This is a genomic window from Erythrobacter sp. S227 (genome assembly GCF_057364925.1).
In genome coordinates this window covers 148,389-168,749 of sequence record NZ_CP200280.1, presented here as the reverse complement: position 1 = coordinate 168,749, position 20,361 = coordinate 148,389, and the positions used below count along the sequence as shown (strand labels likewise).

Genomic DNA, 20,361 nt, shown 5'->3' with positions numbered 1-20,361 from the left:
CCGCGTGGGTCTTAGCGCAAGCATTTTACGAAGCGAACTGGACGCCTTGGCGGCCAAAGATGCGCGCGTTGGCGAGGAGCTTGCCCGGATCGGTTATCCCGAACCGCGCGTCCGGCCGACCGGTTACAAGACGATGCTGCGCACCATTGTGGGCCAGCAGGTGTCGGTGGCAGCGGCTGCGTCCATGTGGAGCAAGCTGGAGGCGGAATTGGGCGAGGATTTCACAACCTCTTGCCTGTTGAAACGCGATTTCGACACACTGCGCGCCTGCGGATTGTCGCGCCAGAAACAGGGCTATGCGCGGTCTTTGTGCGAGTTGGTCGAGGCAGGCGTGGTCGATTTCGATGCCCTGCCCCAAGACGATGAAGAGGCGATCACCGAACTTACCCGGATCAAGGGTATTGGCCGGTGGTCAGCGGAGATTTATCTGATGTTTGCAGAAGGCCGCACCAACATCTGGCCCGCCGGTGACCTCGCCGTGCAAGAGGGGGTGAAGCGCCTGTTGGACCTGGGCGAGCGCCCCAAGGAGAAAGAGTGCCGCCATCTTGGTGATCCATGGTCCCCGCACCGGTCCAGCATGGCACTGTTTACCTGGCACTTCTACGCCAATCCGGCGCTGTGAACGGAGGGGACGTTATGCGACTTGCCGGGCCTTTCTCACTAGCACTTGCAGCAACCGTCCTGTGTGCAAATGCGCAAGACGAAGTGCCCGAACTCTCGTTTTTCGAGCGCGCCGAGTTGCCTGAGGCGACGCTGTCAAACGCAGAGCAGTTTGGGCAGAAGATCATCGAGAATTACCCCGTCCCAATCATCCGCAGGGACGTTACAGGCACCGCTACGATCAACGTGCTTGTCACCACAAACGGGCGTGCGACGCATTGCCAGATCAAGAAAACCAGCGGCGATAATATCATCGACCAATGGGCCTGCCGTGGCACCATCCGCTATGCACGCTTCACACCTGCCACTGATGACGAGGGCAACCCGACCCTTGGCCAATGGACGCAAGAATTCACATTGACCCTTGGAAATCCGCCAGCCGAAGACCGCTGAGGCGCGGCCAGAGCACCCGCAGCCACGACCAAATGCCGTTCGTTTCCGACGAAGTGCACTTGCACGCGTCGGGCTTACGTGTAGCACTCTTCGCATGGGCACCGGGGCAAATTGTTCCAATTCTTGAAAATTGAAGGAGGCGTTTTCATGCCTATATTCCCGAACTCTGCGAAGCTGCTTGCAACCACTGCGGCGGCGGCGCTGCTCACACTTCCGGCGATGACAGCGGCAAACGCGCCAGCTGCTGATAACCACGCTGCACATAATGGACACCAAATGACGACACCTGCTGAAAGCTTTCCACTGATCCCGCGCGATGCGCTGTTTGGCAACCCGACGCGAGCGGCTGGCCAGATCAGCCCGGATGGCAAAATGCTCAGCTGGCTTGCCCCTCAAGATGGCGTGCTCAATATCTGGGTTGCCCCGCGCGAAACGCCTGATGCTGGCAAAGTCATCACAAGTTCGACCGACCGTCCGATCCGCCAGTATTTCTGGGCGCCCGACGGCAAGAGCATCATGTATGTTCAGGACAAGGGCGGGGACGAAAACTTCCTGCTTTATCAGATTGATCTCGACACGCTGGAAGAGAAAACAATTACTCCGTTCGAGAACACCCGCATTACGATCGTGGGCGCGTCTGAGACGATCAAGGACAAGGTCCTTCTTGGGATCAACAACCGCAACCCGCAGTTCCATGATGTGCATATGCTCGACATCACGACCGGCGAATTGACGCTGGTTTACGAAAACAACGGCTATGCAGGTTTTGTGGCCGATGACACGCTGACATTGCGCATGGCGTTCCGCCAGAATGCCGAAGGCGGCAGCGATTATTTCAATGTCGAAAACAACGAAGTGTCAGCCGAGCCTTTTGAATCCACCCAGATGGAGGATTCGCTGACCACTGACCCGGCCGGCTATACGACCGATGGGTCGATCCTCTACTGGCTCGACAGCCGGGGTCGCAATACCGCGGCGCTTTTCGCGCAGGACACCGCTACGGGTGAAAAAACCCTCATCGCCGAAGATGACAAGGCCGATATTGGCGGCACCATCCGCGACCCCAAAACCGGCGTCGTCGAAGCCTACAGCGTCAACTACCTGCAAAACAAATGGACCGCGATTGACGAAGAGCTTGGCGCCGCGCTCGACTGGCTCGATGGCAGGCTCGAAGGTGATTTCGGCATCTCCAGCCGCACCGATGATGACCGGACATGGATCGTGTGGAACGATCCGCTGACCGCGCCAACCGCGACCTATATCTATGACCGCGATGCCGAAACGCTTACCCCGTTCTACACCTCGCGGCCCGAGCTTGAAGGGATGCCGCTGCAACCCATGCACCCGCGTGAAATCACCAGCCGCGACGGGCTGACCCTGCCCTCATATCTGACACTGCCCGTTGGCAGCGACAGCGATGGCGATGGCAAGCCTGACGAGGCGGTTCCAATGGTCCTGCTGGTCCACGGCGGACCGTGGGCGCGCGATAGTTACGGGTTCAATTCGATCCACCAAATGCTCGCTAATCGCGGCTATGCGGTGCTTTCGGTGAACTTTCGTGGCTCGACCGGATTTGGCAAGGACTTCCTCAACGCAGGCAACCTCGAATGGGGCCTGAAAATGCACGATGACCTTATCGATGCGACCGATTGGGCGATCAATGAAGGCGTGGCTGTGCCGGATAAGGTTGCGATCATGGGCGGCTCATACGGCGGCTATGCAACGCTGGCTGGCCTGACGTTCACACCGGACAAATTCGCCTGCGGCGTCGATATTGTTGGCCCGTCCAACCTGGAAACCCTGCTGGAAACCATCCCGCCGTACTGGGCTCCGATTGTGAAGATGTTCCACACCCGCATGGGCGATCCGAACACCGAAGAAGGTTTGGCGCTTCTGAAAGCGGCAAGCCCGCTTTATAAGGCGGACCAGATCGTCAAGCCGCTGCTCATCGCACAAGGCGCAAATGACCCGCGCGTGAAACAGGCGGAAAGCGACCAGATCGTAGGCGCGATGAAGGAAGCAGGCATTCCTGTGACCTATGTCCTTTACCCCGATGAAGGTCACGGTTTTGCCAAGCCCACCAACTCGATCTCGTTCTTTGCGGTGGCTGAAAACTTCCTGTCGGAATGCATCGGCGGGCGTTCTGAGCCACTTGGCGATGTGCTTGCCCCGTCGACGGCTGAAATCGTCGAAGGCGCAGAGCACGTAAAGGGCCTGGAGGACGCGCTGGGCGGGTAATCACCCACTTCCAGTTGCGACATTGCTGACAAACAGATCGCCTCGGGGTAACCCTCGGGGCGATTTGTTTATGGAGAGAGGCAAATGACTTCGGGATCACAGGGTAAGCGCCACATTTTCATCACCGGCGGCGCGTCGGGCATTGGCCGCGCGGTTGCGGTGTATTTTGCTGCACGCGGGTGGTTTGTCACTGTGACCGACGTGAATGCAGCAGGGCTAGAGGAAACGCTGGGCCTGATCGAAGGGGATGCCAAGCATTCCCACAAACTTGATGTGCGCGACCGCGATGCGTGGGACGTGGCTCTGCAATCCGCAAGCGAGGCCGCAGGCGGGCGGATCGATGTCATGTTCAACAATGCCGGGATCGGCACAGGCGGTCCTCTGGCCGAGCTTGAAAAAGACGAGATCGACGCCTGCCTCGACATCAATTTGCGCGGGGTTTTGTACGGCGCACAAGCCGCATACCCGCATCTCAAAGCAGCTGCTCCGGGCTCTGCTCTTGTCAACACGGCGAGCGCTGCTGGCATCACCGGCGGGTCTGGGATGAGCGTCTATTCCGCCACCAAATTTGCCGTGCGCGGGATTGCTGAAAGTCTGGACGCAGAATGGGCAGGCGAAGGGATCAAGGTATCCTCGATCTGCCCCAGCTTTATCGAAACGCCGCTTTTGGATGGCACGGGGCACCGCGGGGAGAACGAACAGGTGCGCACACGCGTTCAAGAGGCGGGCCTTGAAATCACTCCGGTGGAAGAGGTCGCCAAAACCGTGTGGGATGCGGTCCACGGCGATGCGCTGCATTATCTTGTCGGGAAAACCGCCAAGAAGCTCAATTTCGCCAAACGATGGATGCCGGGCCGCGTGCGCAAGCAACAGCGCGGTGCGGGAAGCCTGCTTGGTGGAAACTAAGGGCGGAAGTTAAAGGCGGATAAGCGGGCGCTTTCCTACTTGGAAATCGCACGCCAAAATGGCGGCTCGCTCTTTCAAAATTGCATCGCCCTGAAATCCGGTTTTCGGCGTCTCGCGTCAAAGTGTCTCATAGCGCTTCGACATAAGAGACTGAAACTCAAAGATTGTTGGGAAATTTTGTAGGACCCTATGAGACAGTGGTGTCTCATAGGGTTAATTTCCGCCACTGATTCTCGGGGTCAATTTACGGCCCTTTATTTCCGGCAGGCGTTCAAACCAGGCGATCAATTGCGCGCGCCATTTTGGTATCGCGGATCGAAAGCCCGCCGCCATCTGACCCGGCATCGTGAGTGGTCAGCGTAATCTCGACCTTGGCATACACGTTGAACCATTCGGGATGGTGGTCCTGTGTCTCGGCAATCAACGCCACCCGGCTCATAAAACCCCAGGCCTCGTTGAAATCGCCAAACTGGAACGTGCGGGTGATCGCTTTGCCTTCGCGGGCAAGTTCCCACTTTGGGTGATCTTCTAAAAGTTGCGCAACTTCGTCTTGGGTGAGTTCGGGGACGTTGGCCATCGCAGGGGGAACCTTCATGTAGAGTGTTGTGACTGGAGAAGCTTTTGCCTAACGCTTGACGCGATGCAAGCGCAACCGCCTAACACCTCCTTGGCCGCCTCCCTGGCCGCCTCTGGCCTCGCATGCAGGCGCGGCGACCGGTTGTTGTTTCGCAAGTTGAGTTTCACCTTGGGAGAGGGCGACGCGCTGCATATCACCGGCGCGAATGGCACGGGCAAGACGACCCTGATGCGCGCTTTGGCCGGGTTCACCACGCCCTTTGCAGGCGAGGTGTCACGCGAAGGCGAGCTTGGCCTGCTGGATGAGCGCCCCGCCCTCGACCCCGATCTGCCTTTGGGCAAGGCCTTGGGTTTCTGGAACGCGGTTGATGGCGGCGGCGACCCGTCGCAGGTCTATGGCAAGCTGGGCTTGAGCACTCTGTTGGAAGTGCCGGTGCGGTATCTCTCGACCGGGCAAAGGAAGCGCGCGGGCCTCGCCGCACTAATGGGGCGCAGCGTTCCGATCTGGCTTCTGGATGAGCCATTGTCGGGCCTTGATACCGCAGCGATCGAGACGGTCACCCGGCTGATCGAGGGTCATGTAAAAAGCGGCGGGTTAGCGCTCATCGCCTCGCACCAGAGACTGGAAATAGAGGGTCTGCAAACGCTGGAGCTCGGCGATTATGTGCCGGCCCGCGCGGTGGAGGAAGAGGAATGATCGGGACGCTGTTGAAGCGCGATCTGGCCAAGTTCTTCCCCTTCGCAGGCGGCGGGGCAAGCCTGCCGGTGATGTTCTTCATCGCGATTGCCATGCTCTACCCCTTTGCGGTGGGGCCGGACGTCAACATCCTGTCGCGCACAGGCGGCGGGGTTGTGTGGATTGCGGCATTGCTTGCCGCGATCCTGCCGCTGGAGAAGTTAGTGGCGAGCGATATTGAGCTTGGTTTCTTCGACCAGCTGCGGCTGCGCGGGCTGACAGAGGAAATGATGATGGCGGTGCGGTTGGTCGCGCATTGGCTAAGCTTTGGCCCGCCGCTGATCCTTGCAACCTTTCCTACTGCGGCTCTGCTGGCTATCGACGGGCCGACTTTGCATTTGCTCTTGCTGGGCCTTCTCGCAGGGACACCCGGTCTGGCAGCGATAGGCCTGATGATAGCCGCCCTCACCGCGAGCCTTCGCGCAGGCGCTGCATTGTCAGGATTGCTGATGGTGCCGCTGGCGCTCCCGATCCTGATTTTCGGCGCGGGCGCTCTGGCAAGGCAGGACGGCGCAAGTCTGGGCTTTGTCGCGGCGATCAGTCTGGGGCTGGTGGCGATGGCACCGTTCGCGGCAGGCGCTGCGATTAAAGCCGCGCGGGAGGTTTGATCGTAGCTTTGCGACGATGAAAGCACCCGAAACCCACAGGCAGGCAAACCTCCTGCTCGCTCGCATCGCATTTGCCCTCTTGGCGTTCAGCCTTGTGGCTTTCGCGGTAAAGGCCGCCGCGCACACAGAGGTGCAAGCGCGCTACACACCGCTTGTCATCATCCACGGCGTCTCGATGCTGGCGTGGATGGGTTTGCTGGGGACGCAGGCTTGGCTTGCCGCAAACGGGCGGTATTCGCTCCACCGGATGATGGGCAAATCATCGCTTGGCTTGGTGGCGGTAATGACGGTCACCGGCCTTACCTTAGCGGTGAACATTGGCGAGGAATTGGGACGGGTCGAGGTAACCATCGTCAACCTTGCAGCATTTGCGACTTTCCTACCGCTGTACCTTGCCGCTATCCGCTTCGCAGCGCGCAAGGAAATCGCGCGGCACCGCATGGCGATGTTGATCGGCACGCTTGCCTTTATGACGCCGGCCTACGCAAGGGTGGTGCAAGTGTTAGAATTGCCGGACCCGCTGGCGATTGCAGTTCAGGTGCCGATAACGGTCGCGATAGCGCTTGGTTTTGACTGGAGGACGCAAGGGCGCTTTACACGGTCGACGCTGGCCATGCTGGCCTTCTCCATCATCATTGTTGTGGTGATGGTGGCCAGCCTTATCCCTCTCATCCTGTGAGAGGTTAGGCCCATTAATAAGGCGGCTTGTCGCGTCCGGTCGGGCTTTTGGTGAAAATCTCCGTGCCCTCTTCGGTAACCGCCAAGGAGTGTTCGAACTGGGCCGACAGACTCTTGTCGCGGGTGACGGCGGTCCAGCCATCGTTGAGGACTTTCGCCCATGGTTTGCCAAGGTTGATCATCGGCTCGATGGTGAAAAACATGCCGGGTTTGAGCTCTGGCCCGGTGCCTGCTTTCGCGGCGTGCACCACTTCGGGTGCATCATGGAACAGGCGGCCGAGACCATGGCCGCAAAATTCGCGCACCACGCCGTAGCGAAATTGCTTTGCATGCGCTTCAATCGCGGCACCAATATCGCCAAGCCGCGCGCCCGGCTTACCCGCCGCCTCGATGCCCAGCATCAGGCATTCATAGGTCACATCGACCAAACGCTTTGCCTTGATCGAAGGTTCGCCAGCGAAGAACATACGGGACGTATCGCCATGCCAACCATCCAGAAGCGGGGTCACATCGACGTTGAGAATGTCACCCTCTTTGAGGACCTTGGGACCCGGAATACCGTGACAAATCACATGGTTGATCGAGATACAACATGAGTGGGTGTAGCCGCGATAGCCCAGCGTGGCAGGCACAGCGCCCGCATCCAAAGTCATCTCGCGCACACGGTCGTCAATGCTAGCCGTGGTGATGCCCGGCTCCACCATATCGGCAACCTCATCAAGGATGGTCGCAGCCAGACGACCCGCGGCGCGCATGCCTTCAAAGCCTTCTTCGGTGTGCAGTTTGATAGTGCCGTCGCGGTAGACGGTGTCATTGCTTGTCACGAGTTGGTATTCAGTCATGAGCGTCCATATAGCGGCCTGCTCACAAGAATGCGAGCGCCTGATTACAGACAAAAGCGCGTGACAAGCTTGCCCCTTGCCAGCAATAGGAAAACATGACTGAAATTAATGACCTGATCCAGGCAGACCGCGGGCAAAATGCGGTTGCCATCCATCTGATTACCAAGGCTGGTTTCGAAGCGTTTGCCAAAGGGCTTACCGCTGGCCAGCATGCAAGCCTGAAGGCGCAGAAGTTCGAAGGCGATGCTGGCACTGTTGGCATTGTGCCGGATGGCGACGGCTTCTTTGCAGTTGGCGGGGTCGGTGATCCGGCAAATCTGGGAAGCTATTGCCTTGCGGCCCTTGCGACAAACCTGCCTGAAGGAACGTATCGTCTGGTGGACGCACAGCCTGGCGCCGCGGCGTTTGGCTGGCTCACCGCGCACTATCGCTTTGCCCGTTACAAGACGGAAGACAATGCGGTCGGACCTCGCATTCTGTTGACAGAGCAAGTGGGACGCCTCCCCGGCTATGTCGCCGAGGCTCGGGCTGAAATGCTGGTGCGCGATCTGGTGAACACGCCGGCTGAAGACATGGGGCCTGCCGCGCTTGAGGCCGAGTTCAAGAAGCTTGCCAAAGAGCATGGCGCGGACCTGAAAGTGACGCGCGGCGATGAGCTGGAGCAAGGCTATCCCATGGTCCACGCCGTAGGGCGCGCTGCGGCTCGAAAGCATGACCCGCGCATTTTGCACCTCGAATGGGGAGCGAAGGACGCGCAGGTTCTGGCCATCGTTGGCAAAGGCGTGTGTTTTGATTTAGGCGGCCTTGATATCAAGCCCGCCGCCGGAATGCGGCTTATGAAAAAGGATATGGGCGGCGCAGCGCACGCGATTGCGCTGGCGGGCCTTGTCATGGGCGCAGGGCTAAATGTGCGGCTGCATCTGATTGTGCCAGCGGTCGAGAACGCGATTTCGGGGCCCGCTTTCCGGCCCGGCGATGTCCTGCCAAGCCGCAAGGGTTTGACGGTCGAGATCCACAACACCGATGCCGAAGGACGGCTTATCCTTGGCGATGCTTTGACGCGGGCGAGCGAGGAAAAGCCGGAGCTTATTATCGACTTTGCGACACTTACCGGCGCTGCACGCGTGGCGCTTGGCCCGGATTATGCTGCAATGATGGCGCGCAATGATGCGACTTCGGATGCGCTGATCGAAGCAGGCCGCGCCAACGGGGATGAACCCTGGCGCCTACCCCTGCCCGATGCCTACCGCGAATATCTCAATTCCGACATCGCAGACATCGTGAACGCGCATTCCAACCCCTATGCAGGCGCAAGCGTTGCGGGGCTATTCCTCGACCGTTTTGTTGAGGAAGGCATCGACTGGGTCCATTTTGACACCTTCGCATGGCGTCCGTTCCCCAAACCCGGGCGCTCGAAAGGCGGCACAGCCTATGGCCTGCGGGCCTCGTGGCACATGTTGAAGCAGCGATTTGGGAGCTAAACTTGCCCCAAGGCGTCTGTGTGTCTAAGCGCGAAAAAACAACGGGGCTTTTCAGGAAAGCAATTGCGAATGAGCGGCGACACCCGCCAAACCCACGAGTATACAGTGCCAAGCGGTGATCTGGGCCTTAAGGGCCCGGTGAAAACGCCTGCGCCCGGTACTTTGGCGCTGCGCGGTGACCTTGCGCATATTGCTCTGGCGGGCACGCATCTGGCCGCGCATTATGTGATACCGCATGTCTGGACCGTTGGTGAGGCAGGCGTCGACGTGATGGAAAATACCCGCGATGACAGCCCGATTGTGACCCGGTTCGAACCGGGCACATTGGTCGAGGTCATCGACGTATCAGGCGACTGGATCTGGGGATGTCTGGGTCCGCAGGGTCCAAGTGGTTATATGAAAGCCGCAAAGCTGATTTCGCCATGACACACCGGATTTTCATCGATGGCGCGGCTGGCACTACCGGCCTTGAAATTCGAGACCGGTTAAAGGATCGCGAGGAATTTGAGCTGATCGTCCTCGACGATGAGCAGCGCAAGGATCTGGAGGCTCGCCGCGAAGCTCTGCATGAGGCGGATGTGGCAATTTTGTGCCTGCCCGATGATGCGGCGCGTGAAGCGGTTAAGCTTGCGGAAGGGTCGAATACACGGATCATCGACGCGTCCTCCGCGCACCGGGTGGCGGATGGGTGGATCTATGGTTTTCCTGAGCTCATCGGGCATGAGAAGGTCGCGAACGCGCAGCTTGTGAGCAATCCGGGATGTTATCCGACAGGGTTTCTGGCGCTTGTCGCACCGCTTGTTCGCGCGGGGCTTATGCCAGCCGACTGGCCACTCACCGCCAATGCCGTGAGTGGATATTCGGGTGGCGGAAAAAGCATGATCGACCGGTTCGAAGGCAACGGCGATACCGCTTACGATAGCGACACAGCTTTTCACGCCTACGGATTGCAGCTTAACCACAAGCATCTGCCCGAGATGAAAGAGTACTCAGGCCTAGCCCGCCCACCCGTATTCTCGCCCGCCGTCGTTCCTGCTTATCGTGGAATGCTGGTCGATGTCCCGATCCCATTTAGCGTTTTGGAGATAGGCGAAGCGCACGATATCCGCGAAGCATGGCAGCGCCAATACAGGGGATCGAACATCATCCATGTAGACGACCCGGTCGCGGGGAAAGCCGATCAGATTGCAGCCCTTCAACTTGCCAAGAACTCAGAACCATGGGACGGCATGGAACTGTTTGCGTTTGGCGATTTAAGCTACCCAGACATCCGAACCCATATTCGCCTGATCGCCCGCCTCGATAACCTTGGCAAAGGCGCGAGCGGCGCGGCGATCCAGAACCTCAATATCATGTGCGGTTTAGAGGAAACGACAGGGCTTCGGCTCTGAGCTAGGTTGCAACACGTAGCCCGCCTGCCTGTTTATTGGGCAGGCCCGCCCGCCCATTAGGCACAGCTGGCAAGTGTTGATAAATTGCTGCGCTTAACGCGGCCCTACGGAATGATCCTTGCGCGAGGGCTCAGATCGGCTACCCAAGTGTGACAAAGCCTTGGCATGATTCTTGATGCGCGTGCGCTTAAGAACAAGCGCCAAGTGCAATAGTCAGCCACGGCGTATGCGGGAACATATCTAACGTGAAAAAGATCGAAGCGATCATCAAACCCTTCAAACTCGACGAAGTTAAAGAGGCGCTCCACGAAATCGGCGTTTCGGGTATCACCGTCACAGAGGCGCGCGGCTTTGGTCGGCAAAAGGGTCACACGGAACTTTACCGCGGCGCCGAATATGTCGTCGACTTTCTACCTAAGGTGAAACTCGAAGTCGTGATCGCTGATGATCAGGCCGAACGCGTTGTCGAAGCGATAGCAGCAGCAGCACAAACAGGCCGGATTGGCGATGGCAAGATCTTCGTCTCGCCGATCGAAAGCGCGCTCCGCATCCGCACCGGCGAAACCAATGAAGACGCTATCTGATTTCAACTGAAAACCCGCGCCAAGACCGAATACGGTCAGGCGCACCTCTCGAACAATAACGACAAGCTGGAGTATACCGAAATGGCGACCGCAAAAGACATCGTAAAACGTATCAAGGACGAAGAGATCGAATGGGTCGATCTTCGCTTCACCGATCCCAAAGGCAAGTGGCAGCACCTTTCGATGTCGGCGGCCGTCATGGACGAAGATGCTCTCGAAGATGGCCTTATGTTTGACGGCTCGTCCATCGCAGGCTGGAAAGACATCAACGAAAGCGACATGATCCTGAAGCCTGACCTTGACGCGGTGTACGCCGATCCGTTCAGCGCAACCCCGATGATCAGCATCTTCTGCAACATCATCGAGCCTTCCGATGGTCAGCTTTATGGCCGCGACCCGCGTTCAACCGCGACCCGCGCCGAAGCATATCTGAAATCAACCGGCATCGGTGACACCATTTACGTCGGTCCAGAGCCGGAATTCTTCATGTTCGACGATGTGCGTTTCGAAGACGGTTATGCAGGCTCGGGCTTTGCCATTGATGATGTCGAATTGCCGACCAACACCGGCAAAGAATACGAGATGGGCAATATGGGCCACCGCCCACGCGCAACCGGCGGTTACTTCCCCGTAGCGCCTGTCGATAGCGCCATGGACATCCGTGCCGAAATGGTTTCGACCATGCAGGAAATCGGCCTCTCTATGGACAAGCACCACCACGAAGTGGCTGCCGCTCAGCACGAGCTTGGTATTACATACCAGACACTGACTGAATCCGCTGACCACGTGCAGATCTACAAGTATGTCGTGCAGCAAGTCGCGCACGCTTACGGCAAAACCGCGACATTCATGCCAAAGCCGATCAAGGACGATAACGGTTCGGGCATGCACAGCCACATGTCGATCTGGAAAGACGGCAAGCCGACTTTTGCAGGCAATGAGTATGCCGGCCTTTCGGAAAACTGCCTTTATTACATCGGCGGTGTGATCAAGCACGCGAAGGCTCTTAACGCCTTCACCAACCCGACCACCAATAGCTACAAGCGTCTGGTCCCGGGCTTTGAAGCGCCAGTGCTGCTTGCCTACTCTGCGCGCAACCGCTCTGCTTCGTGCCGCATTCCTTACGGTGCTGGCGAGAAAGCCAAGCGAGTAGAGTTCCGCTTCCCGGATGCTCTTGCGAACCCGTACCTTGCCTTCTCGGCATTGCTGATGGCTGGCCTCGACGGGATCGAGAACAAGATCCACCCGGGCGAAGCAATGGACAAGAACCTTTACGATCTGCCACCAGCCGAGCTCTCACAGGTTCCAACGGTTTGCGGTTCGCTTCGCGAGGCGCTCGAGGCTCTGGAAGCCGATCACGACTTCCTTCTCAAAGGCGACGTATTCTCGAAAGACCAGATCGAAGCTTATACCGAGCTTAAGTGGGAAGAGGTAATGCGCCTTGAAACCACGCCTGCCCCGGTTGAGTACGACATGTACTACAGCTCGTAAGAGATTTGGCGGCGCGCTTTGCGCTCAAACACAAATGAAAGGGGCTGGCCGCATGGCTGGCCCCTTTTGCTATCCGGCCTCGCGCTTCTCAATCACGGAACGCCCAACCGCCAGCGCATCGCGCAAGTCGTGCGCGCTCATCGGTTCTGAAAACAGGTACCCTTGAACCAGTTCTGCCCCTGCGCGTTTTGCCATCAGCAGTGCAATCTCATTTTCAACCCCTTCCAAAAGGCAGTTGACGCCCAGCACGCGGGCCATCCCGACGAGCGAAGCGAGGACCTTCTCCGCCATAGGATCGCTTGGGTCTTCGATGAAGGAGCGGTCGACTTTCAATCGTGTGATCGGAAGCGAGCGAAGGTAACTGAAGTTCGAATAGCCGGAGCCAAAGTCATCAAGCGCAATCGAATAGCCTGCATCCGCCAAGCGTATCAGGTTCGCGGTCGCTTTCTGGATATCGCTCATCATCGCGGTTTCGGTAACTTCAAATTCAATCAAAGAGGCACAGATTTCGTATCGCTCGATCAGCTCAATAATCTGATCAATCGCAGGATCTGACATAAGATCATGAGCCGACAGGTTGATCGATATGGGGAGCTTGTTGCTCCACCCGCGCAGTTCATCCAGAGCCTTCTGAACAACCACAAGAGTGATGTTTGTTACAAGACCGCTTTCTTCGGCAATCTTGATGAAACGGTCGGGCGGAATTGTCCCAACGGCCGGGCTGGTCCAACGGGCTAGTACCTCGGCGCCGACCACCGCATTGTCGCCAAGTCGGACCTGAGGCTGGAACACTACCGAAATCTCGTCTGCAAGGTCCGCACCGCGCAGCGCCGATTCAATCTCTAGACGTATTTTGGCTTCGGCCTCATGCTCTTGATCGAACAGCACGACCTGGTTCTTGCCCTGCTTCTTTGCGACCATCAGAGCATAATCGGCATTGCTGATTTGCGCATCTGAGGGAAGTGACGGATCGAACTGGACGCACCCAGCCGAGCATGAAACACGCACCTTGCGCCCTTCAATCACATAAGGCTGAGCCAGTTCGCGCAGGAGCTCGGCGCAACGGTCGCGCAGATCGTCCACATTCGCAACGCCGGTCACGATCATGTTAAACTCATCGCCGCCCATCCGGCTGACATGTGCGCCAGTCTTCGCAAAATCACGCAAACGGTCCGCAATCGCGACAAGCAGAAGGTCACCTGCCTTATGTCCGTGCACATCATTCACCGCTTTAAAGCCATCAAGATCGAGCAGCACCAGCCATGTGTCATCGGCAGCATTAGCGCTCGTTTCCTCGCCCTCTGCCCCACGCACAACGTCTTTGAGCGCTGCAAAAAATGCGCGCCGGTTCGGAAGCTTCGTCAGGCTGTCCGACAGTGATTTTTCACGCATTTCGGAGCCTAGAGCCATCGCATCGGACAGTTCCACGCGCGCTTGTTCATTCGCATCAGCGATCCGCGAAATTGCCTTTCGCAGGTAAAATGCAATTGCGAGCGAAGACATCGCCGCCCCGAATGTCAGGTAGCCAAACGCGCTCAACGTTGCAGCATCAAGCCTGTCGACAAAGGAGAACATTGCCATGAGGGCGATCGCAATTGCCACGAGCGATTGCCGGAAAGTTGGACTGGCCAATGCAAACAGCATCGACGAAATAATAAAATATGTGAGCTTTTCAGGGACAAAGCCGATTTCAAGAGCGACCCAAACGTTTCCAACCACAAGCAAGTTCATACCGAGCAATAAAGCTTCGGTCGTCGGCTCATCCTGCGACTTGCGCATTCGCCAAGCCCCAAAGACTGCAAAACAGGTCGCCACAAATGTGGCTGATTGAAGCATCAGAAAATCGCGACCGGCGTCCATGCTGAGCCAATTCAGCCCAAGCATAATCGTGTAATAGAGCCCGTAGACTACAAAATAGCCGCGCAGGATCGGACGATAGATTTCCCCTAGCGATGACTGGGTAAGATCATTTGCGCCCTTATATCCGGAAGATGATTGCAAAAAGCCCATAGTTCAGGGCGTTAGGGTGGAGCCATTAACATCGGGTTTCTTTTTGGGGGTTGTAGAAAGACGGGCTGAAGTATTTAGTCGCTGCACCAAAAGACAAAGGCCCCAGCGTATTGCTACGGCCGGGGCCCTTTGCTTTCGTGCCCGTTTAAACAGGCTTAATCAAATCGATCAGCGAGCACCGATGCGCTCTACCGGACCATCGAAGGTAGGCACTGACATCACAAACGGATCGGTGGGATAGCCAATCGCTTGCTCTTCCAGCATGCCGATGGCGATTTCCTCACCCATGCGCACGCTGTCAAAATAGTCGGTGAAGTAGTGAACACCAGCCATATTGCGCCCAATCGAGATGTTTGCGGCAAGCTTGTTGAGCTCCCCTTCGAGGGTAAGCGGACATTCCACAGTCGTAGTGGTTAGCCCCGTGCCCTTGTTGTTGGTGCCAATCTTAATGTAGCGCACTTTGGATTTTAGCACATTGCAAGCACCGGTGAAGCCAGCGATCTGCTCTTCGGTGTAGAAGCCAATCATGGTCTCCTCGCGCTTGGGTTGACAATCGTTCTTGTCCAGAACCCGCGTGATCTCAACCAGAAGCGCCGATGTGTCAAAGAAGGCCTTCAGAATAGTCACGCAAGCACCCGCGACGGTCGCATGCCCTGCACCATAGGCCGGGTGCATGGGCGAGCCTTCAGCAAACGCCATCGGCAACAGACATGTCTTCGCCGCCGTGTTCGGTTTCTTAAGCGACGCATTGTGGTCCATGATCGCATCAATCAGCGAAGGCGTGGAACGGTTGGGCGCTTTCGTAAGGTCTTTCTTCATTTTGGTGAAGGAATCGCAGACTGCAGGATAAGTCTTCTCGATCGCCGTCGACCACTCCAGCCGAGCGGCTAAAGCCTCTGGCCGCAAGCGAATGTGAGTGTTGAACTTCTGAAAACGGACCGCCTTCAATGCTCGAGTCGCAACTTCGGTCACCAGCGTTAGAATGTGCGGGCCGCCATAAAGGGCAAAACCACCTGCATTCACATCAACGGTTGAGCTTTGGTCGCGTGCATCGATCAACACTTTCGCGCCCGATGAGCCCGACAATTTGTCAAATGCCGGATCAAAGGCCGTACCGTCGCCCAGAAGGATAAGGCAGGCATTGAGATAGGCCTGATAGAGCGCATCAAAGTGCACATAGGTCGCCAAATCGCGCGGCGTGTGAATGAACCGGCGCGGCTGCCCTCGCAATGCCTGGCCCGAGCCAGAGCAATCGGCGGCTTGCACAGCAAAACCCTGCTGAACCTCGAGATATTCCCCTCGATCGACCATGTAATCATCGCCGACCGGTGCTTGCGGCACCTTCTGATCGATTACTTGCGCACCGTAGCGCACCTGTCCGTCAAGCGCGCCAAGATTGCCGGTCTGATCGCCATTGCCCATCAGCATGAAGGCTGAAAGATAGGGCCCCTTATCGACCCCTGGAGACGAACCGCGGAACACATTTTGTGGATCGAGCAAGCCCTTCTCATTCACAATCCGAGGACGGCCTTCAAACTCACAGCATTTCTGAGCATGCTTGATATATTCCATGTGATTGAGGCGAGCCAGCGTCGCCTTGAGCTTTGGCGAGGCTCCGTGCTCATCAAACTGTGCAAATGGCACGTCGCGAAGCAGCGCCAGCTCATACACTTCCGCCATTTCAAAGGTCAGCTCGTCGCTGCACATGGCAGGGGCTGGCGGCATGGTGACGGCCTGTGCGTCCGGTCCTTCAAGATCGAACACAAGGCCAGCTGTCGGCGCTTCCCATTGGCGGCGGGCGCGGTCACGCTTGTCTTTACAATTTTTGTCGACCTCGCGCGGAACTGGCACGCGGGTGGTAAAATCCTCGATTACGCCATTGTCGATGGCGCTGCGAAAAGCTTCAAAGTGGTTTTTGTCGCGCACAAGCCCAGTGTTGGGATCATGGTCGAGCCCTTTGGTAAAACTCATAGCATAGTTCGCCGAGGCGAAGCGTTGCTCATCGCCATTGGCTGTATGATCAGGATGATCGCGGTTAAACGCAAGGTCTGCGGCATCTACTCTGAAACGCCGGGATTCAATTCGTCTATCATTATTTGGCATCGGGTCCTCCATTATGTTGATTGCAGCAGACCCGTGTTATTTTTCCCTTCTCATATTCGCCGCGATTACTTCCGTAATGTGATTATTGCACATAGCCTTTGATGATCTGTTCAAAATAATCGACTTTTCAAAGAGATATATGGCATTTTTTAGTTTACCTTCTCTTGATGCAACTTACCAATTGAACTTCGCCAAATAACCATATTGTCCCCGCAACACCCGGTTTTTGCATGAGATCCACAGAAAACCCCGCGCAAACCAGGTTTGCGCGGGGCGTATTTTAAATTGGGGAATTAGCTTACCGGGTTTTGAGCATCCCGCGCCGGCCAGCGGCAATAAAAGTTGCGAGCAAGACCAAGGCGTAGAACGCGCTGAGCAAATCGAGCGGTTCTGGCGGGGCGAGATAGCCGACATGGGCAAGCGCGCTCCAACCACCGAGAAAGGCAAAAGAGAGGCCATAGGCCCAATTGCCCGCTTCGCGATTGACCGCCATCATCAGCTCATCCGCTTTGGCATAAGACTGAACAACGAAGTAGATACCGACCACATAAAGTGCACCCGCAATCGCAAGCGACATTCCAGGAGTGAAAGCGGAAATGATGCCGCTCAATGCGAGAATGATAAGCGCTGCTCCCCACAAGCTCATCGCATAGCTGGACAAGAGCAGCATGGAACGCTGCTCGCGCAGCTCATCGGCGTCCTCGACATTGAGAAACTTTGCGCCTGCCCCGGGCAGCATGGTACCACCGCCGACAAACATGCCCATAATCACGTATAACGCGCCAACAACCATCGCGATTTCAGCCGAAGTAGAAAGGCCTGTTTCACCCAAGCCATCGCCAAACCTGCCGATGCCAAATGCAATCGCAAAACCAACGACGCCTCCCATAACGAGCGGGAGGATAAGCTTCTTCATGGTTCCGCCCTTCGGGTCTTCTTTTGCTTCACTCATCATCACTCGGCTCCCAATGATCGATAAAAAGGTCGGGCACCGAAACACCAAACAGCTTCGCCATGCGTAGTGCGAGCGGAAGCGAGGGGTCATATTTGTCTGTTTCAACCGCGTTGATCGTTTGCCGCGAAACGCCCAGCCGGCGCGCCAGTTCGCCCTGGCTCCAGCTGTGTTTTTCACGATGATCTTTAACGCGGTTTTCCAAACCAGAGCCCCTTCATGGCGATTCGTGCCTGTAAAGAGGTCTTTACTGTAAAGAACTCTTGTCAGTCAAGAGCTCTTGTCACCCTGTGGGACTGTGAGCCACATTGCGCCGGCGTTCCGATCCCGTTCTGGTATCGGTGGAGCGATGGGCAGCTGTGCGCTCGATCTCTTGTGCCAAGCGCGCCTGAGGTTGGGGGTGCCCGAGCAAATATCCTTGCCCGTAACGGCAACCCATCACCGCGAGCAGATCGCGCTGGACCTCGTTTTCGATGCCTTCTGCGATGACATCAATCTCAAGGCTTTGAGCCATGGCAATCATGGCCTGAACGATAAGGCGCGATTGGTGATCTGAGCTGATTACCCTTACAAAACTGCGGTCAATCTTGACGATATCAATTGGAAAATCGCGCAAGTGGGTGAGCGATGAATAGCCGGTTCCAAAATCATCAAGCGCTATCTTCATTCCCGCTTCTTTGAGGTCCGTGAGGACATTTCTCGCGGTGTCGTTGTCGTTCACCATCAACATGGTCTCGGTGACTTCAAGGGTCAGCGATGCGGGATCAATCCCCGCCGCTGTGAGCTTGCCCAGAAGGTTGGGCGCATAATTCTGGCTGAGCAAATCGGCTTCGCTGGCGTTAAAACTGATTGACCGCAGCGTGCCTATGTCGCGCCTAATTGCGAGGTGGTCGGCGCAGATGTTGCGCACCATGGCCTGACTGATCTCGCGCGAGACATGGGGGTCGACAACCGCAGGCATCAGATTGCCTGCGGTCAGTTCAGTGCCATCGCGAGCTCTCACGCGCATCAACGCCTCGATACAAACCACCTCCTGCGTCAGAAGATCGACGATCGGCTGATAGGCGGCAAAAAGACGGTTTGACTGGATAGCTTCGCGAACCTCTGTGACCGCTTGAATCTTGTCGGTATGTTCTTGCGCATGGGCGGCATCGTAAAAGCTTAATGTCGCTGATGCGCGTTTCTTGCCCGTGTACATCGCAAGGTCAGCCCGGCGAACAATTTCGCGTCCACCGATCACCTCATCGCTGATTTCGACCCCGGCGGTGCCGTGGATCATGAGCTTTCGCCCGGAAATCAGGAACGGCTTGTAAACGGCTTCCGACATCAGGTCCCACAAGGCCTCTACATCGGATCGTGTGGACCCCAGGGGGAGGATGAAGACAAACTCGTCCCCGCCCCACCTTGCGATCACAACATCTTCGGGGACGGTCTTGCGCAAACGGTCGCTCATCTGCTGCAAGACCATGTCACCGACAAGGTGTCCAAAGGTGTCATTGATCGCTTTGAACCCGTCCAGATCGATCAGCATCACGGCAAGCGGTTCACCCGTTGCGCTTTGCAGTTTGATCTTTTCGCCAAGGATGCGGTCGAATGCGTTTCGGTTGAGCAGGTCGGTCAGGCGGTCATAATCTGCCGCACGCTGGAGCGCCGTTTTCGCACGGTGCGCTTCGGTAATATCGTGGATCACCCCCACGAGTCTGTCGGGGCTCTTCTCATCACCCGTGATGCATTCCCCGCGCGATTGCACGCGCAGGATGTTGCCATCCTTTGCTTCCAAATTGGCCTCGAATTCGAATGGCTCACCATTCTCTAACGCGGCGTCCACCAAGGCTGAGACATGTTCGCGGTCTTCGGACACATAGGCATTGATGGCATCTTCGACGCAGACATCCTGGCCCACCGGGATGCCGTGCATCTCATAGACACCTTCTGACCAGGTGAGGTCCATTGTCGTCAGGTCAATCTCCCACGACCCGATCCGCGCAGCTTTTTCAGCAGCGACAAAGATGCGGTTGGCCTTCTCGAGATCGCCTTGTTTATCCTGCGCCTGTTCAGCAAGCCCGGTCATCTCGATGGTGTGCTTGTGTGCCCGCAGCAGATCTTCAACCACGCCTGCCAACACCTTGAGTTTTTCACGGTTGATGCCGTCAAACCTCGAAGGGCGCGGATCGATAACTGCAAGGGTCCCGATAAGAAAGCCTTCCGGACTGCGCACGGGATGCCCGATGTAGGAGCGAATGAACGGCGCCCCTGTGACCATCGGATTATCCGAAAAACGCTCATCCAGCGATGCATCCGGCACATCCAGAACGCAGTTTTCGGAAATAGTCACAGCGCAAAATGCGTGTTCACGCGCAGTTTGCGCAGGCTCCAAACCCACTCGGGATAGGAACCACTGCCGGTCTTCATCCACCAGCGAGATTACAGAAATAGCGCTATCGAACAGGACTGACGCAAGTTTCGTTATGCGATCAAACATCGCGGATGGAGGCGTGTCGAGCAGCTCCAAAGCGCGAAGCGATGCGAGGCGCTCCTTTTCTGTGTCGATGAGATGTAAGCCCATGACCTCTTTAAGATAACCTCGCTTTTGCAGTCGATTGCATCACGCGGTCATTAAATCTGGAGAGTTGATTTGAGGTAGCCGCAGCCTCGCGCCATCTACGGATGTGCCTGGCAATACTCTGGTAGGATTTGGCTAAACTGTTTTCC

The 20,361-nt window shown here is 56.9% G+C and carries 19 protein-coding genes; 12 read left to right on the top strand and 7 right to left on the bottom strand.

What is annotated here, in order from left to right; genetic code table 11:
• The first annotated feature begins 4 nt into the window (after positions 1-4).
• The 4 genes from AC0V6Q_RS00745 (at position 5) to AC0V6Q_RS00730 (ending at position 4,197) form a co-directional block, all read left to right on the top strand.
• Positions 5-622 carry a DNA-3-methyladenine glycosylase family protein gene (locus AC0V6Q_RS00745; protein WP_486169214.1) on the top strand — a complete coding sequence of 206 codons (618 nt, stop codon included), beginning with the start codon at positions 5-7 and terminating at the stop codon, positions 620-622.
• A 14-nt stretch (positions 623-636) separates the two neighbouring features.
• Positions 637-1,053, top strand: a complete 417-nt coding sequence (locus tag AC0V6Q_RS00740) for a TonB family protein (RefSeq protein ID WP_486166535.1) — start codon at positions 637-639, stop codon at positions 1,051-1,053.
• Positions 1,054-1,200: 147 nt separating this feature from the next.
• Complete coding sequence (locus AC0V6Q_RS00735; protein ID WP_486166534.1) at positions 1,201-3,291, top strand: S9 family peptidase; 2,091 nt, start codon at positions 1,201-1,203, stop codon at positions 3,289-3,291.
• 84 nt (positions 3,292-3,375) lie between these two features.
• Positions 3,376-4,197, top strand: coding sequence for an SDR family oxidoreductase (locus AC0V6Q_RS00730; RefSeq protein WP_486166533.1), 822 nt, complete (start codon positions 3,376-3,378; stop codon positions 4,195-4,197).
• Positions 4,198-4,468: 271 nt separating this feature from the next.
• Here AC0V6Q_RS00730 and AC0V6Q_RS00725 read toward each other — a convergent pair whose 3' ends face one another.
• On the bottom strand, positions 4,469-4,774 hold the full coding sequence (locus AC0V6Q_RS00725) for a 4a-hydroxytetrahydrobiopterin dehydratase (RefSeq protein WP_486166532.1): 306 nt from the start codon (positions 4,772-4,774) through the stop codon (positions 4,469-4,471).
• 63 nt (positions 4,775-4,837) lie between these two features.
• On the opposite strand from AC0V6Q_RS00725, the gene ccmA reads away from it, so the two are divergent.
• The 3 genes from ccmA to AC0V6Q_RS00710 are packed head-to-tail and all read left to right on the top strand — an operon-like array spanning position 4,838 to position 6,796.
• Positions 4,838-5,470, top strand: coding sequence for a heme ABC exporter ATP-binding protein CcmA (gene ccmA, locus AC0V6Q_RS00720; protein ID WP_486166531.1), 633 nt, complete (start codon positions 4,838-4,840; stop codon positions 5,468-5,470).
• Positions 5,467-6,117 carry a heme exporter protein CcmB gene (locus AC0V6Q_RS00715; protein WP_486166530.1) on the top strand — a complete coding sequence of 217 codons (651 nt, stop codon included), beginning with the start codon at positions 5,467-5,469 and terminating at the stop codon, positions 6,115-6,117. The genes ccmA and AC0V6Q_RS00715 overlap by 4 nt, the downstream gene beginning before the upstream one ends.
• A 16-nt stretch (positions 6,118-6,133) precedes the next feature.
• Entirely contained in the window at positions 6,134-6,796 is a 663-nt protein-coding gene (locus AC0V6Q_RS00710; RefSeq protein WP_486166529.1) for a hypothetical protein, read from the top strand.
• A 13-nt stretch (positions 6,797-6,809) separates the two neighbouring features.
• On the opposite strand, the gene map is transcribed toward AC0V6Q_RS00710, so the two are convergent.
• Positions 6,810-7,637 carry a type I methionyl aminopeptidase gene (map, locus tag AC0V6Q_RS00705; RefSeq protein ID WP_034959834.1) on the bottom strand — a complete coding sequence of 276 codons (828 nt, stop codon included), beginning with the start codon at positions 7,635-7,637 and terminating at the stop codon, positions 6,810-6,812.
• Positions 7,638-7,732: 95 nt separating this feature from the next.
• Between map and AC0V6Q_RS00700 the strand changes: the two genes are divergently transcribed.
• The 5 genes from AC0V6Q_RS00700 to glnA all read left to right on the top strand — a co-directional run bounded on the left by AC0V6Q_RS00700 (position 7,733) and on the right by glnA (position 12,584).
• Positions 7,733-9,118: a leucyl aminopeptidase family protein gene (locus tag AC0V6Q_RS00700; RefSeq protein ID WP_486166528.1), complete on the top strand. Its 1,386-nt coding sequence runs from the start codon at positions 7,733-7,735 to the stop codon at positions 9,116-9,118.
• 69 nt (positions 9,119-9,187) lie between these two features.
• The gene (locus AC0V6Q_RS00695; RefSeq protein ID WP_486166527.1) at positions 9,188-9,544 is read left to right on the top strand and encodes a hypothetical protein; all 357 of its coding nucleotides are present in this window, start codon (positions 9,188-9,190) and stop codon (positions 9,542-9,544) included.
• Positions 9,541-10,509, top strand: a complete 969-nt coding sequence (argC, locus tag AC0V6Q_RS00690; RefSeq protein ID WP_486166526.1) for an N-acetyl-gamma-glutamyl-phosphate reductase — start codon at positions 9,541-9,543, stop codon at positions 10,507-10,509. The genes AC0V6Q_RS00695 and argC overlap by 4 nt, the downstream gene beginning before the upstream one ends.
• Before the next feature lie 245 nt (positions 10,510-10,754).
• A complete protein-coding gene (locus AC0V6Q_RS00685) occupies positions 10,755-11,093 on the top strand; it encodes a P-II family nitrogen regulator (RefSeq protein ID WP_486166525.1) in 339 nt (112 codons plus the stop codon).
• 81 nt (positions 11,094-11,174) lie between these two features.
• A complete protein-coding gene (gene glnA, locus AC0V6Q_RS00680; RefSeq protein ID WP_486166524.1) occupies positions 11,175-12,584 on the top strand; it encodes a type I glutamate--ammonia ligase in 1,410 nt (469 codons plus the stop codon).
• Positions 12,585-12,653: 69 nt separating this feature from the next.
• On the opposite strand, the gene AC0V6Q_RS00675 is transcribed toward glnA, so the two are convergent.
• The 5 genes from AC0V6Q_RS00675 to AC0V6Q_RS00655 all read right to left on the bottom strand — a co-directional run bounded on the left by AC0V6Q_RS00675 (position 12,654) and on the right by AC0V6Q_RS00655 (position 20,215).
• Positions 12,654-14,594 carry a putative bifunctional diguanylate cyclase/phosphodiesterase gene (locus tag AC0V6Q_RS00675; RefSeq protein WP_486166523.1) on the bottom strand — a complete coding sequence of 647 codons (1,941 nt, stop codon included), beginning with the start codon at positions 14,592-14,594 and terminating at the stop codon, positions 12,654-12,656.
• 168 nt (positions 14,595-14,762) lie between these two features.
• Positions 14,763-16,697: a vanadium-dependent haloperoxidase gene (locus tag AC0V6Q_RS00670; protein ID WP_486166522.1), complete on the bottom strand. Its 1,935-nt coding sequence runs from the start codon at positions 16,695-16,697 to the stop codon at positions 14,763-14,765.
• 298 nt (positions 16,698-16,995) lie between these two features.
• Complete coding sequence (locus AC0V6Q_RS00665) at positions 16,996-17,652, bottom strand: hypothetical protein (protein WP_486166521.1); 657 nt, start codon at positions 17,650-17,652, stop codon at positions 16,996-16,998.
• Complete coding sequence (locus AC0V6Q_RS00660) at positions 17,642-17,854, bottom strand: helix-turn-helix transcriptional regulator (RefSeq protein ID WP_486166520.1); 213 nt, start codon at positions 17,852-17,854, stop codon at positions 17,642-17,644. Before AC0V6Q_RS00660 ends, AC0V6Q_RS00665 begins: the two co-directional genes overlap by 11 nt.
• 78 nt (positions 17,855-17,932) lie before the next feature.
• The gene (locus AC0V6Q_RS00655) at positions 17,933-20,215 is read right to left on the bottom strand and encodes a putative bifunctional diguanylate cyclase/phosphodiesterase (RefSeq protein WP_486166519.1); all 2,283 of its coding nucleotides are present in this window, start codon (positions 20,213-20,215) and stop codon (positions 17,933-17,935) included.
• Positions 20,216-20,361: the final 146 nt, after the last annotated feature.